The 14312-nt window shown below is 71.9% G+C and carries 14 protein-coding genes; 13 read left to right on the top strand and 1 reads right to left on the bottom strand.

All coding sequences use genetic code 11. The annotated features are described in order from the left end of the window. Position 1: 1 nt before the first annotated feature. The 12 genes from AC07A4_RS23865 (at position 2) to nusB (ending at position 12669) form a co-directional block, all read left to right on the top strand. Positions 2-373, top strand: a complete 372-nt coding sequence (locus AC07A4_RS23865; protein ID WP_478601993.1) for a DUF6167 family protein — start codon at positions 2-4, stop codon at positions 371-373. Further along, positions 373-3042: an alanine--tRNA ligase gene (gene alaS, locus AC07A4_RS23860; protein WP_478601991.1), complete on the top strand. Its 2670-nt coding sequence runs from the start codon at positions 373-375 to the stop codon at positions 3040-3042. The genes AC07A4_RS23865 and alaS overlap by 1 nt, the downstream gene beginning before the upstream one ends. Next, positions 3042-3515, top strand: a complete 474-nt coding sequence (ruvX, locus tag AC07A4_RS23855) for a Holliday junction resolvase RuvX (protein ID WP_478601989.1) — start codon at positions 3042-3044, stop codon at positions 3513-3515. Before alaS ends, ruvX begins: the two co-directional genes overlap by 1 nt. Positions 3516-3640: 125 nt before the next feature. Beyond that, positions 3641-5398, top strand: coding sequence for an endolytic transglycosylase MltG (mltG, locus tag AC07A4_RS23850; protein ID WP_478601987.1), 1758 nt, complete (start codon positions 3641-3643; stop codon positions 5396-5398). Continuing rightward, the gene (locus AC07A4_RS23845) at positions 5379-6221 is read left to right on the top strand and encodes a shikimate dehydrogenase (protein ID WP_478601984.1); all 843 of its coding nucleotides are present in this window, start codon (positions 5379-5381) and stop codon (positions 6219-6221) included. The genes mltG and AC07A4_RS23845 overlap by 20 nt, the downstream gene beginning before the upstream one ends. A 139-nt stretch (positions 6222-6360) precedes the next feature. Continuing rightward, the gene (aroC, locus tag AC07A4_RS23840; protein WP_478601981.1) at positions 6361-7545 is read left to right on the top strand and encodes a chorismate synthase; all 1185 of its coding nucleotides are present in this window, start codon (positions 6361-6363) and stop codon (positions 7543-7545) included. 50 nt (positions 7546-7595) lie between these two features. Then, complete coding sequence (locus AC07A4_RS23835; RefSeq protein WP_478602446.1) at positions 7596-8078, top strand: shikimate kinase; 483 nt, start codon at positions 7596-7598, stop codon at positions 8076-8078. Then, a complete protein-coding gene (gene aroB, locus AC07A4_RS23830; protein ID WP_478601979.1) occupies positions 8075-9166 on the top strand; it encodes a 3-dehydroquinate synthase in 1092 nt (363 codons plus the stop codon). Before AC07A4_RS23835 ends, aroB begins: the two co-directional genes overlap by 4 nt. 158 nt (positions 9167-9324) lie before the next feature. Beyond that, positions 9325-10311, top strand: a complete 987-nt coding sequence (locus AC07A4_RS23825) for an AAA family ATPase (protein ID WP_478601977.1) — start codon at positions 9325-9327, stop codon at positions 10309-10311. A gap of 186 nt (positions 10312-10497) precedes the next feature. Continuing rightward, complete coding sequence (locus AC07A4_RS23820) at positions 10498-11622, top strand: aminopeptidase P family protein (protein WP_478601975.1); 1125 nt, start codon at positions 10498-10500, stop codon at positions 11620-11622. 46 nt (positions 11623-11668) lie between these two features. Further along, positions 11669-12235, top strand: a complete 567-nt coding sequence (gene efp / locus AC07A4_RS23815; RefSeq protein WP_138958567.1) for an elongation factor P — start codon at positions 11669-11671, stop codon at positions 12233-12235. A 2-nt stretch (positions 12236-12237) separates the two neighbouring features. Continuing rightward, a complete protein-coding gene (nusB, locus tag AC07A4_RS23810; protein ID WP_478601972.1) occupies positions 12238-12669 on the top strand; it encodes a transcription antitermination factor NusB in 432 nt (143 codons plus the stop codon). A 316-nt stretch (positions 12670-12985) separates the two neighbouring features. Here the strand turns inward: nusB and bldD are convergent, their stop codons facing one another. Then, positions 12986-13486, bottom strand: coding sequence for a transcriptional regulator BldD (gene bldD / locus AC07A4_RS23805; protein ID WP_016638847.1), 501 nt, complete (start codon positions 13484-13486; stop codon positions 12986-12988). Between the two features lie 240 nt (positions 13487-13726). Here bldD and pyrR point away from each other — a divergent pair, with 240 nt between their 5' ends. After that, positions 13727-14296, top strand: coding sequence for a bifunctional pyr operon transcriptional regulator/uracil phosphoribosyltransferase PyrR (gene pyrR / locus AC07A4_RS23800; protein WP_478601970.1), 570 nt, complete (start codon positions 13727-13729; stop codon positions 14294-14296). The last annotated feature ends 16 nt before the right edge of the window (positions 14297-14312 follow it).

The following is a 14312-nucleotide window of genomic DNA, read 5'->3' as shown; positions in this document are numbered from 1 at the left end:
GATGTTCCGACGTACGTTCTGGTTCACCGCGGGCGCGGCCGCCGGCGTCTGGGCCACCACCAAGGTCAACCGCAAGCTGAAGCAGCTCACCCCGGAGAGCCTCGCGGGCCGGGCCGCCGACAAGGCGCTCGAAGCGGGCCACCGGCTCAAGGACTTCGCGCTCGACGTCCGCGACGGCATGGCCGAGCGCGAGGCGGAGCTCGGCGACGTCCTCGGCCTGAACGCCCCGGTCGACCCCGAACTGCCCGCGCAGCGCCGCTTCGCGCTCGTCGACCCCGCAGCCAAGAAGCACCCCAAGTCCCTCGCGCACACGACGGACGCGACAGACGCGACAGACACGAAGTATTCGTACAACCGGAATGAGGACCACTGATGGAGTCGGCTGAAATCCGCCGCCGCTGGCTGAGCTTCTTCGAGGAGCGTGGGCACAAGGTCGTGCCGTCGGCGTCGCTGATCGCAGACGACCCGACGCTGCTCCTCGTCCCCGCGGGCATGGTCCCCTTCAAGCCGTACTTCCTGGGTGAGGCCAAGCCGCCCGCCCCGCGCGTCACGAGCGTCCAGAAGTGCGTGCGCACGCCGGACATCGAAGAGGTCGGCAAGACCACGCGGCACGGCACGTTCTTCCAGATGTGCGGCAACTTCTCCTTCGGCGACTACTTCAAGGAAGGCGCCATCAAGCTCGCCTGGGAGCTGCTCACCAGCTCCGTGGCGGACGGTGGCTACGGCCTCGACCCGGAGAAGCTCTGGATCACGGTCTACAAGGAGGACGACGAGGCCGAGCGCATCTGGCGCGACGTCGTCGGCGTCCCCGCCGAGCGCATCCAGCGCCTGGGCATGGGCCCCAACTTCTGGTCCATGGGCGTCCCCGGACCCTGCGGCCCGTGCTCGGAGATCAACTACGACCGCGGCCCCGAGTTCGGCGAAGAGGGCGGCCCGGCCGTCAACGACGAGCGTTACGTGGAGATCTGGAACCTGGTCTTCATGCAGTACGAGCGCGGCGCGGGCACGGGCAAGGAGGACTTCCCGATCCTCGGCGACCTGCCGTCGAAGAACATCGACACGGGCCTCGGCCTGGAGCGCCTGGCGATGATCCTCCAGGGCGTCCAGAACATGTACGAGACGGACACCCTGCGCGTCGTCATCGACAAGGCCACCGAGCTGACCGGCGTGCGCTACGGCGCCGAGCACGGCTCGGACGTCTCGCTGCGCGTGGTCGCCGACCACATGCGCACCTCCGTGATGCTCATCGGCGACGGCGTTACGCCCGGCAACGAGGGCCGGGGCTACGTCCTGCGCCGCATCATGCGCCGCGCCATCCGCAACATGCGCCTGCTCGGTGCCACGGGCCCGGTCGTCGCCGAGCTCGTCGACACGGTCATCACGACCATGGCCGAGCAGTACCCGGAGCTGCTCACCGAGCGCAAGCGCATCGAGACCGTCGCCCTCGCCGAAGAGGCCGCCTTCCTCAAGGCCCTCAAGGGCGGCACGAACATCCTCGACACCGCCGTCACCGAGACCAAGGCCGCCGGTGCCACCGTGCTGCCCGGCGACAAGGCGTTCCTGCTCCACGACACCTGGGGCTTCCCGATCGACCTCACCCTGGAGATGGCCGCCGAACAGGGCCTGACCGTGGACGAGGACGGCTTCCGGCGCCTGATGAAGGAGCAGCGCGAGCGCGCCAAGGCCGACGCCCAGGCCAAGAAGACCGGCCACGCCGACCTCGGCGCCTACCGCGAGATCGCGGACAGCTCCGGCGCCACCGACTTCACCGGCTACAGCCTCACCGAGAACGAGGCCGTGATCGTCGGCCTGCTGGCCAACGGCGTCTCCTCGCCCGCCGCCACCGAGGGCGACGAGGTCGAGGTCGTCCTCGACCGCACCCCGTTCTACGCCGAGGGCGGCGGCCAGATCGGCGACACTGGCCGCATCCGCCTGGACAGCGGCGCCGTCATCGAGGTCCGCGACGTGCAGAAGCCGGTCCCCGGCGTGCACGTCCACAAGGGCGTCGTGCAGGTCGGCGAGGTCACCGTCGGCGCCCCGGTGTGGGCCTCGATCGACGCCCACCGCCGCCGCGCCATCGCCCGCGCCCACTCGGCCACGCACCTCACCCACCAGGCGCTGCGCGACGCTCTCGGCCCGACGGCCGCCCAGGCCGGCTCCGAGAACCAGCCCGGCCGCTTCCGCTTCGACTTCGGCTCGCCCTCCGCCGTGCCCACGACCGTGATGACGGACGTCGAGCAGCGGATCAACGACGTCCTCTCGCGGGAGCTGGACGTCCAGGCCGAGGTCATGTCGATCGACGAGGCCAAGAAGCAGGGCGCCATCGCCGAGTTCGGCGAGAAGTACGGCGAGCGCGTGCGCGTCGTCACCATCGGCGACTTCTCCAAGGAGCTGTGCGGCGGCACCCATGTGCACAACACCGCCCAGCTCGGCCTGGTCAAGCTGCTCGGCGAGTCCTCCATCGGCTCGGGCGTGCGGCGCATCGAGGCCCTGGTCGGCGTCGACGCGTACAACTTCCTGGCCAAGGAGCACACGGTCGTCGCCCAGCTCCAGGAGCTGGTCAAGGGCCGTCCCGAGGAGCTGCCCGAGAAGATCTCCGGCATGCTCGCCAAGCTGAAGGACGCCGAGAAGGAGATCGAGAAGTTCCGGGCGGAGAAGGTCCTCGCGGCCGCCGCCGGTCTCGCCCAGGGCGCCACGGACGTCCACGGCGTCGCCCTGGTCACCGGCCAGGTCCCGGACGGCACCGGCGCCGACGACCTGCGCAAGCTGGTCCTCGACGTGCGTGGCCGCATTCCGAGTGACCGCCCCGCCGTGGTCGCCCTGTTCACCTCGGCCAACGGCAAGCCCCTCACGGTCATCGCCACCAACGAGGCCGCCCGCGAGCGCGGCCTCAAGGCCGGTGATCTGGTGCGCACCGCCGCCAAGACCCTCGGTGGCGGAGGCGGCGGCAAGCCGGACGTGGCCCAGGGCGGCGGCCAGAACGTGGCCGCGATCGGCGACGCCATCGCCGCCGTCGAGCGCCTCGTCGGCGAAACCGCCTGATGAGCACCGTCAGACGAGGTCGCCGCCTGGCGATCGACGTCGGGGACGCCCGCATCGGGGTCGCTTCCTGCGACCCCGACGGGATCCTCGCCACACCGGTGGAGACGGTGCCGGGCCGGGACGTCCCGGCCGCCCACCGGCGGCTCAGGCAGCTCGTCGAGGAGTACGAGCCGATCGAGGTCGTCGTCGGGCTCCCGCGCTCCCTCAAGGGGGGCGAGGGCCCGGCCGCCGTCAAGGTCCGCGCCTTCGCCCAGGACCTCGCGGCGGGCATCGCCCCCGTTCCGGTGAGACTGGTGGACGAGAGGATGACCACAGTGACGGCCAGTCAGGGACTGCGCGCCTCCGGCGTGAAGTCCAAGAAGGGCCGCTCCGTCATCGACCAGGCCGCGGCCGTCATCATCCTGCAGCAGGCCCTGGAGTCCGAACGGGCGTCAGGGGCGGCTCCGGGCGAGGGCGTCGAAGTGGTCATCTGATCGCGATACGGTAACGTTCCGCGCGGTGTGGCGGCGTTCGAACAGCCGCCGCACAGCATCAAGAGGCGGAACGGTTGCCCTGGGATCCAGGCCGCGGCCCCCGCCTCGCGGCTCGTAGGGGATCGATGACTGAGTATGGCCGGGGCCCAGGCTCCGAACCGTGGCATCCCGAGGACCCGTTGTACGGGGACGGCGGATGGGGAGGACAGCAGGCCGAGCACGGCCAGTCCCCCTACGGCGGCCAGGGGCAGTACCACCCGCAGCAGCCGCAGCAGGCCCACCCCCAGCAGCCGCCGTACGGCGACTGGGACACCGGGCAGCAGCCTTACGGTCACCCGCAGGGGTACGACCCCCTGCGGGCGCAGTACAACGGAGATCCCCAGCAGGGTCAGTACAGCGGTGACCCCCAGCAGGGGCAGTACCAGGGCGACGCCCAGCAGGCGCAGTACAACGGTGCCCCCCAGCCGCACGACGGCGGCTGGGGCACCGGCCAGCAGGGCCAGGTCCCCTACGGCGGCGACCCCGCCGACCCCTACGGGCAGCAGTCCGCCGCGTACGGCGAGGAGCGCCCGGACTTCTACGGCACGCCCGACGCCTACCCGCCGCCGGAGCCGCCCGGCCGTCGCCGCCCCGCCCCCGAGCCCGAGCCCGATCAGGAGACCGGCTGGGACCCCGGGCCCGACCAGGGCGAGCACGCCTTCTTCGCGGGCGGCGGAGACGACGAGGACGACGACCACGACGAGCCGGGGCGCGGCGGCGGCCGCGGCGAGCGGCGCGGCCGTGGCGGCAAGAAACCCAAGAAGCGGCGCAGCGGCTGCGCCTGCCTGGTCGTGGCCGTGGTCTTCGCGGGCGGCCTCGGCGGGGTCGGTTACTTCGGCTACCAGTTCTACCAGGATCGTTTCGGCACGGCCCCGGACTTCGCGGGCGAGGGTTCCGGACGGGTCACCGTCGACATCCCCAAGGACTCCGGTGGCTATGCCATCGGCCAGAAGCTCAAGGACGCCGGAGTCGTCAAGAGCGTCGACGCGTTCGTCTCCGCGCAGGGCAAGAACCCCAAGGGCCAGCAAATCCAGGCGGGCGTCTACGCGCTGAAGAAACAGATGTCGGCCGCGTCCGCCGTCGAATTGATGCTCAGCCCGAAAAGCCGCAACAATCTCATCATTCCCGAAGGCAAGCGGAATGCATGGGTATACGCGGAGATCGACACGCGCCTGCAGCTCGACAAGGGCACCACGAAGAACATCGCGCAGAAGGACTGGAAGCAGCTCGGACTTCCCCAGTGGGCCGTCGCCAACATCGGCGACAAGGTCAAGGACCCCCTGGAAGGCTTCCTCTACCCCGCCAGCTATCCGGTCGCCAAGGGTCAGAAGCCCGAGGACGTCCTGAAGAAGATGGTCGCCCAAGCCACCGAGGAATACGACGAGTTGGGCGTCGAGGCCAAGGCCAAGGAGCTGAAGCTCAAGAACCCGTACGAGCTGATCACGGTCGCGAGCCTGGTGCAGGCCGAGGGCAAGACCCACGAGGACTTCCGCAAGATGGCCGAGGTCATCTACAACCGGCTCAAGCCCGGCAACATGGAGACCGTCGGTCTGCTGCAGTTCGACTCGACCTTCAATTACCTGAAGGGCCAGAGCAAGATCAAGATCAGCGAGAGCGAGATCAAGACCAACCCCGACCCGTACAACACGTACAAGCACACCGGACTGCCGCCTGGCCCCATCGGCAATCCGGGCGCGGTCGCTCTGAAGGCGGCGGTCGACCCGTCGTCGGACGGCTGGCTCTACTTCGTCGCCACCGACGGCATGAACAAGACCGAATTCGCCAAGAACCACGCCGAATTCTTGAAGCTGAAGGAAAAGTTCAATGCGAGCACAGGCGGCTGAGGCCCGGCACCGGGCGGCGGTACTCGGATCGCCCATCGCCCACTCCCTCTCCCCGGTGCTGCACCGCGCCGCCTACCGTGAGCTCGGCCTCACCGAGTGGTCCTACGACCGCTTCGAGGTCGACGAGGCGGCGCTGCCCGCGTTCGTCGCGGAGCTGGGGCCCGAGTGGGCGGGGCTCTCGCTCACGATGCCGCTGAAGCGCGCGGTGATGCCGCTGCTCGACGAGGTCAGCGAGACCGCCGCGTCCGTGGAGGCCGTCAACACGGTCGTACGGACCGACGACGGGCGCCTCGTCGGCGACAACACCGACATCCCCGGCATGGTCGCCGCGCTGCGCGAGCGCGGCGTCGAGCAGGTCGCGTCGGCCGCGATCCTCGGCGCGGGCGCCACCGCCTCCTCCGCGCTCGCCGCGCTCGCGCGGATCTGCACCGGTGAGGTCGTCGCGTACGTCCGCAGCGAGGCCCGCGCCGCCGAGATGCGGCAGTGGGGCGAGCGGCTCGACGTCGAGGTGCGCACCGCCGACTGGGCGGACGCCGAGCGGGCGCTGCGCGCGCCTCTGGTGATCGCCACCACCCCCGCGGGCAGCACCGACGCCCTCTCCCACGCCGTCCCCGAGCGGCCGGCCACGCTCTTCGACGTGCTCTACGACCCCTGGCCCACCGCGCTCGCCGCCCGCTGGTCGGCCTACGGCGGCGCCGTCGTCAGCGGCCTCGACCTGCTCGTGCACCAGGCCGTGCTCCAGGTCGAGCAGATGACGGGACGGGCGCCCGGGCCGCTTGACGCGATGCGCGCGGCGGGGGAGAAGGCGCTCGCGGAGCGCTGAGGCCCGTCCACGGGCCCGTCCGCCCAGTGGACCGGGGCGCGGGGGAGCCCCGCGGACGTGGGAGGATCAGGGGAGGCGGGCCAGGGCCGCGCACCCGGTCGCGCCGTCGCAGTTCCAGGCGCGAGCATGAGGAGCACCGTTGAGCAGGTTGCGCTGGCTGACCGCTGGGGAGTCCCACGGACCCGCACTTGTCGCGACGCTGGAGGGACTTCCCGCCGGCGTTCCGATCACCACGGAGATGGTGGCGGACCACCTGGCCCGGCGGCGCCTCGGCTATGGACGCGGCGCGCGGATGAAGTTCGAGCGCGACGAGATCACCTTCCTCGGCGGCGTCCGGCACGGTCTCACCATGGGCTCACCCGTCGCGATCATGGTCGGCAACACCGAGTGGCCCAAGTGGGAGCAGGTCATGGCCGCGGATCCGGTGGATCCCGCGGAGCTGGCCGAGCTCGCCCGCAACGCGCCCCTGACCCGGCCCCGGCCCGGTCACGCCGACCTGGCGGGCATGCAGAAGTACGGTTTCGACGAGGCCCGGCCCATCCTGGAGCGCGCCTCCGCCCGCGAGACCGCGGCCCGGGTCGCGCTCGGCGCGGTCGCCCGCTCGTACCTGAAGGAGACGGCCGGGATCGAGATCGTCTCGCACGTCGTGGAGCTGGCCGCCGCCAAGGCCCCCTACGGCGTCTACCCGACCCCCGCCGACGTCGAGAAGCTCGACGCCGACCCGGTGCGCTGCCTGGACGCCGACGCGTCGAAGGCGATGGTCGCCGAGATCGACCAGGCCCACAAGGACGGTGACACCCTCGGCGGCGTCGTCGAGGTGCTCGCCTACGGCGTGCCCGTCGGGCTCGGCTCGCACGTCCACTGGGACCGCCGCCTCGACGCGCGGCTCGCCGCCGCGCTCATGGGCATCCAGGCCATCAAGGGCGTCGAGGTCGGCGACGGCTTCGAGCTCGCCCGCGTGCCCGGTTCGAAGGCGCACGACGAGATCGTCGCCACGGACGAGGGCCTGCGGCGCGTCACCGGCCGCTCCGGCGGCACCGAGGGCGGCCTGACCACCGGCGAGCTCCTGCGCGTGCGCGCCGCGATGAAGCCGATCGCGACGGTGCCGCGCGCGCTCGCCACGGTCGACGTCGTCACCGGCGAGGCCACCAAGGCCCACCACCAGCGCTCCGACGTGTGCGCGGTCCCGGCCGCCGGGATCGTGGCCGAGGCCATGGTCGCGCTGGTCCTCGCGGACGCGGTCGCGGAGAAGTTCGGCGGCGACAGCGTGCCGGAGACCCGGCGCAACGTCGAGTCGTACCTCGACCACCTCCAGATCCGGTGACCGGCCAGGACGCAACGACCGGCGGCCCGCGCGTCGTGCTCGTCGGGCCCATGGGCTCCGGCAAGTCCACCGTCGGCGCGCTGCTCGCCGAGCGCCTCGGCGCCGCCTACCGCGACACCGACGCCGACATCGTGGCCGCGCAGGGCCGCGCCATCGCCGACATCTTCGTCGACGAGGGCGAGCCGTACTTCCGCGACCTGGAGCGCGCCGCGGTGCGCGCCGCCGTCGCCGGGCACGACGGGGTCCTCTCCCTCGGCGGCGGCGCCATCCTCGACGAGGGCACCCGCGCCCTGCTGCGCGGGCTGCCCGTGGTCTACCTCTCGATGGAGGTCGAGGAGGCCGTGCGCCGCGTCGGCCTGAACACCGCGCGGCCGCTGCTCGCCGTGAACCCGCGCAAGCAGTGGCGCGAGCTGATGGACGCACGCCGTCACCTGTACGAAGAAGTCGCCCGCGCCGTCGTGGCCACCGACGGCCGCACCCCCGAAGAGGTCGCCCGGGCGGTCCTTGACGCACTGGAGTTGAAGGAAGCATGAGCGAGGCAGTGACCCGCATCCACGTCGGCGGCACCGCGGGCACGGAGCCCTACGAGGTGCTCGTCGGGCGGCAGCTGCTCGGCGAGCTCGGCGGTCTGATCGGCGACGCGGCCAAGCGCGTGGCCGTCATCCACCCCGAGGCGCTCGCCGAGACCGGGGACGCGCTGCGGCAGGACCTCGTGGACCAGGGCTTCGACGCCGTGGCCATCCAGGTGCCCAACGCCGAGGAGGCCAAGACCGCCGAGGTCGCCGCCTACTGCTGGAAGGCGCTCGGCCAGTCCGGATTCACCCGCACCGACGTGATCGTCGGCGTCGGCGGCGGCGCCACCACCGACCTGGCCGGGTTCGTGGCCGCGTCCTGGCTGCGCGGGGTGCGCTGGATCGCCGTGCCGACCACCGTGCTCGGCATGGTGGACGCCGCGGTCGGCGGCAAGACCGGCATCAACACCGCCGAGGGCAAGAACCTGGTGGGCGCCTTCCACCCGCCCGCGGGCGTGCTCTGCGACCTGGCGGCGCTGGACTCGCTGCCCGTCCACGACTACGTCTCCGGGCTCGCGGAGATCATCAAGGCGGGCTTCATCGCCGACCCGGCCATCCTCGACCTCATCGAGGCCGACCCGGAGGCGGCCCGCACGCCCGCCGGACCGCACACCGCCGAGTTGATCGAACGTTCCATCCAGGTCAAGGCGGAGGTCGTCTCCGGCGATCTGAAGGAGTCCGGCCTGCGCGAGATCCTCAACTACGGCCACACCCTCGCGCACGCCATCGAGAAGAACGAGCGCTACAAGTGGCGGCACGGCGCGGCCGTCGCGGTCGGCATGCACTTCGCGGCCGAACTCGGCCGACTGGCCGGACGCCTGGACGACAAGACGGCGGACCGGCACCGCACGATCCTCGCATCCGTGGGCCTGCCGCTGAGCTACCGCTACGACCAGTGGCCCAAGCTCCTGGAGACGATGAAGGTCGACAAGAAGTCCCGCGGCGACCTGCTGCGCTTCATCGTCCTGGACGGCCTCGCCAAGCCCACCGTCCTGGAAGGGCCTGACCCGGCGGTGCTGCTCGCCGCGTACGGCGAAGTCGCCGACTGACGGTTCGGGCCGCCCGCGCGCGGGCGGCCCGAACAAGCCACGGGCACTTCGGGGCCGCTCCGGCCGTTCACACAACGCAGGCCGGGGACGGTACCGTTCGGTAAGGGTGGCCCGGCTGCCCGTACCCAGGTCAGTCGCACGAGACGGAGTGGCACCGGATGCAACACGTAGTGGGGTCTCCGCTGCCGCCGCCCCCTCAGCCGGGGCACGGACCGGCCACCGGCTGGCCACCGACCGCGCACCACGCGAGCGCCCCGCCCCCCTCCGCCGCGCACGGCGGCCCACCGCTCACCGCGCCCGCGCCGGGCTTCCAGGGCGCGGTGCCCGGCCCCGTGCCGCACGCCCAGGGCCAGGCCCCCATGCCGCCCGCCCCGCACGCTCCAGGGGGCACACACGCCCCGGGAGCCCCGCACGCCCCCGGCGGCGGCCCCCAGGCCCCCACGGCCCCGCACGGCGGCCACCACGCCCCGGGCCCACCCGCCCCGGCGCCGCCCGCCCGGGACACCACCAGCCACATCCAGCTGCCGCCCGGCGGCCCGGTCGCCGTGCCGAGCCCGCCGCTCGGCGCGGCCCCCGTCGACACCGGCTCCACGACGCTCGCCGTCCTGCTCATCGGCCCCGCGGGCGCGGGCAAGACCAGCGTCGCCAAGCACTGGGCCGAGCACCGCCGCGTCCCCACGGCCCACATCAGCCTGGACGACGTGCGCGAATGGGTGCGCTCGGGCTTCGCCGACCCGCAGTCGGGCTGGAACGACCACTCCGAGGCGCAGTACCGCCTGGCCCGCCGCACCTGCGGCTTCGCCGCGCGGAACTTCCTGGCCAACGGCATCTCCTGCGTCCTGGACGACGCCGTCTTCCCCGACCGCCCTGTCGTCGGCCTCGGCGGCTGGAAGCGCCACGTGGGCCCCGGCCTGCTGCCCGTCGTGCTGCTGCCGGGCCTGGAGATCGTCCTGGAGCGCAACGCCCAGCGCAGCGGCAACCGCCGCCTCACGGACGAGGAGGTCGCCCGCATCCACGGCCGCATGGCCGGCTGGTACGGATCGGGCCTGCCCATCATCGACAACTCCCAGCTCGACGTCCCCGCCACGGCCCGCTTCCTGGACGAGGTCCTGGCCCGCGCCATCACGAGCCCGCCGCAGTGGTAGGCGGCCGCCGGTAGCCGACGGGCGCGCGCTCCGGTACGGGGTGGGCCGCGGCAGCCGAGCGGCCGGTCCGGGCGGCGGAGCGACCCGTCAACCCGTCCGGCCCCCACCCCCCGTCCGCGCGGCCCTGACGCCCGGTCGGACGCGCTGAACCGGCCCCGAGGGGGTCGCGCTCTTAGGCTCGGCCCCATGTCAGAGGTGTACGCGGCCCGGCGGGAGCGGCTCAGGGAGCGGTGTGCGGCGGGGGCGGTGCTCGTGTCCCGCCCCGCGAACGTGCGCTATCTCGCGGGCGTCGCACCGAGCGGAGCGGTCCTCCTGCTCGGCCGGACCGAGGACGTGCTGCTGTGTCCGCGCGCGCAGGGGGAGCCGGGCGAGACGGCCGAGACGGGACGCGGCAGCGGGCCCGGGCGCGGCGACGACGGGCTGCGCACGCACGTCCTGGACGCCTCGGGCGGTGACCCGGCCGTCGCGGGCGCGGGACAGGCCGCCGCGCAGGGCGCGGAGTCCCTCGCCGTCGAGGAGCACCACCTGACCGTGGCCCGGCACCGCGCGCTCACCTCCGTGGCCCCCCGGCTGCGCCTGGCCGACCTCGCGCGCGGCGTCGAGCAGCTGCGCCTGGTCAAGGACGAGGAGGAGATCGCCTGTCTGCGCATCGCCGCCGAGATCGCCGACCAGGCCCTGGGGGAGCTCCTGGAGTCGATCCTGGTGGGGCGCACCGAGCGCCATCTCGCCCTGGAGCTCGAACGCCGTCTGGTCGACCACGGCGCTGACGGCCCGGCCTTCCCGACCTCCGTCGCCACCGGCCCGCACTCCGGGCGCGGCGGCCATCGCCCGACCGACCGGCGTGTCGAGGAGGGCGACTTCCTTTCGGTGTGCCTCGGCGCCCGCTACCGCGGTTACCGCTGCGAGATCGGGCGGACCTTCGTGATCGGCACCTCGCCCGCGGACTGGCAGATCGAGCTGTACGACGTCGTTTTCGCCGCCCAGCGGGCCGGGCGTGAGGCCCTCGCACCCGGCGCCGCCTGCCGTGACGTCGACCGCGCGGCCCGGCACGTACTGGACGCCGCCGGGTACGCGGACGCCCTCGCTCCGCGCACCGGACACGGCGTGGGGCTCGAAATCAGTGAGGACCCGCAGTTGGCTCCCGCGGCCATGGGTAAACTGGACGCTTGCGTGCCGGTCACCGTCGAACCCGGGGTCCACCTTCCGGGCCGGGGCGGCGTCCGGATCGATGACACGCTCGTCGTCCGCTGCGAAGCGGACGGCGGACCCGAGCTACTCACCATTACGACCAAGGAGCTGCTCGCGCTGTAGCGCGTGCGCCGGGGTCGTCCACGTCAGTCCAGGAGATTCCGCAACCGTGGCTTCCACGAACGACCTCAAGAACGGCATGGTGCTCAAGCTCGACGGGGGCCAGCTCTGGTCCGTCGTCGAGTTCCAGCACGTCAAGCCCGGCAAGGGCCCTGCCTTCGTGCGCACCAAGCTGAAGAACGTGCTCTCCGGCAAGGTCGTCGACAAGACGTTCAACGCCGGCGTCAAGGTCGAGACGGCCACTGTCGACAAGCGCGACATGCAGTTCTCGTACATGGACGGCGAGTACTTCGTCTTCATGGACATGGAGACCTACGACCAGCTGCACATCGACAAGAAGGCCGTCGGCGACGCCGCGAACTTCCTGATCGAGGGCTTCACCGCCACGGTCGCGCAGCACGAGGGCGAGGTCCTCTTCGTCGAGCTGCCCGCCGCCGTCGAGCTGACCATCCAGGAGACCGAGCCGGGCGTCCAGGGCGACCGCTCCACCGGCGGCACCAAGCCGGCCATCCTGGAGACCGGCCACCAGATCAACGTGCCGCTCTTCATCACCACCGGCGAGAAGATCAAGGTCGACACCCGCGACAGCGGCTACCTCGGCCGGGTGAACAGCTAACCGTGGCCGCCCGTAACACGGCCCGCAAGCGCGCTTTCCAGATCCTCTTCGAGGCCGACCAGCGCGGCGTCGACGCGCTCACCGTGCTCGCGGACTGGGTGCGCCACTCGCGCTCGGACACCCGGCAGCCGCCGGTGAGCGAGTACACGATGGAACTCGTCGAGGGCTATCAGGAGCACGCGCCGCGCATCGACGAGCTGATCTCGCAGTACGCCGTCGGGTGGACGCTCGACCGGATGCCGGTCGTGGACCGCAACATCCTGCGCCTTGGCACGTACGAGCTCGTCTGGGTGGACGGCACGCCCGACGCCGTCGTGCTCGACGAGGCCGTCCAGCTCGCCAAGGAGTTCTCGACCGACGATTCGCCCGCGTTCGTGAATGGGCTCCTCGGCCGGTTCAAGGACCTTAAGCCGAGCCTTCGCCGAGACGCATAGCGCGTCCGCCGTTCGGCGGTTCCCGGAGGGCCCGCGGCCGTTTTGGCCGCGGGCCCTCCGGGTTTTTCAAGACCGGCCTCAGGATCGGACTCAGGATCGCTCTCAGGACCGGCCTCAGGACCGGCCTCAGGACCGTCCGAAGCCGTCCGGGAAGTTCCCGGCGAAGCCATGGGGAAAGGTCCGCTCGGGCGGAGTTCCGGGCCGTCGTGGCGACCGCTAGAGGGCACGTACGGAAAAGCCGCCGGGGTGGCCGGAAACCCTCTTGGTTTCCGGCCACCCCGGCGGCACGTTTCTGCGGAAAGGTCCCCAGACGGGATCAGACCTCTTCGTGGGCGACCGCACGCCGCGCGTCGGCGTCCAGGACGCCCCAGCTGATCAGCTGCTCGGTCAGCACCGAGGGCGACTGGTCGTAGATCACGGCGAGGGTGCGCAGGTCGTCCTGGCGGATCGAGAGCACCTTGCCGTTGTAGTCGCCGCGCTGGGACTGGATCGTGGCCGCGTAACGCTGCAGCGGGCCCGCCTTCTCGGCCGGGACGTGCGCGAGGCGCTCCAGGTCCAGGACCAGCTTGGGCGGCGGCTCGGCGGCGCCGCCGGGCGGGGTGCCCGGAAGCAGTTCCTGCACCGGAACGCCGTAGAAGTCCGCCAGCTCGGCGAGGCGCTGCACGGTCACGGCGCGGTCGCCGCGCTCGTACGACCCGACCACGACCGCCTTCCAGCGCCCCTGGGACTTCTCCTCGACGCCGTGGAGGGAAAGGCCCTGCTGGGTACGGATGGCGCGGAGCTTGGCCCCGAGCTGTTTGGCGTATTCGCTGGACATATAGCTCCCCGGACGCTGTGACAACGTGCGGCTCCGCCGCGCGGCTGGTGACTCACTGTGAGGTTACGCAGCGTTACTTGGCTGCGTCAAGCCGAATGGGTCCGAGGGCCCCTTCCGAGGGGGAGGCGAAGAGCCACGTTGCCGTTGCTGGTACCGTGAATGACGCTGTAGGCGCCAGATGGCGCAAATTAGACGTCCTTTAAAGTCCGTCCCGTGAGGCGGAGAAGGAGGTCCGTTTACATGGACACGCATGCCTCCGGTGTGCCGCGGCCCGTTCTCGAAGGCCCGGACATCGCACGGGTGTTGACCCGTATCGCCCACGAAATCGTGGAGCGCGCCAAGGGCGCCGACGACGTCGTTCTGCTCGGCATTCCGACCCGCGGCGTCTTCCTCGGCCAGCGCCTAGGCGCCAAGCTCGAGGAGATCACCGGGCGCAAGATCCCCGTCGGCTCCCTCGACATCACGATGTACCGCGACGACCTGCGCATGCACCCGCCGCGCGCGCTCGCCCGCACCGAGATCCCCGGTGACGGCATCGACGGCCGCCTGGTCGTCCTCGTCGACGACGTGCTCTTCTCGGGCCGCACCATCCGCGCCGCCCTCGACGCCCTGAACGACATCGGGCGCCCGCGCGCGGTGCAGCTCGCCGTCCTCGTCGACCGCGGCCACCGGGAACTGCCGATCCGCGCCGACTACGTCGGCAAGAACCTCCCCACGTCGCTGCGGGAGACGGTCAAGGTCCAGCTCGCCGAGGAGGACGGCCGCGACGCCGTGCTGCTCGGTGCCAAGCCGGAGCCCACGGCCGGCTGACGCTGGCTCCCCTCGT

It is taken from the genome of Streptomyces sp. NPDC043996 (genome assembly GCF_056435225.1).
Note: the sequence above shows the minus strand (reverse complement) of the source record. Positions and strands in the feature narration are given on the sequence as shown.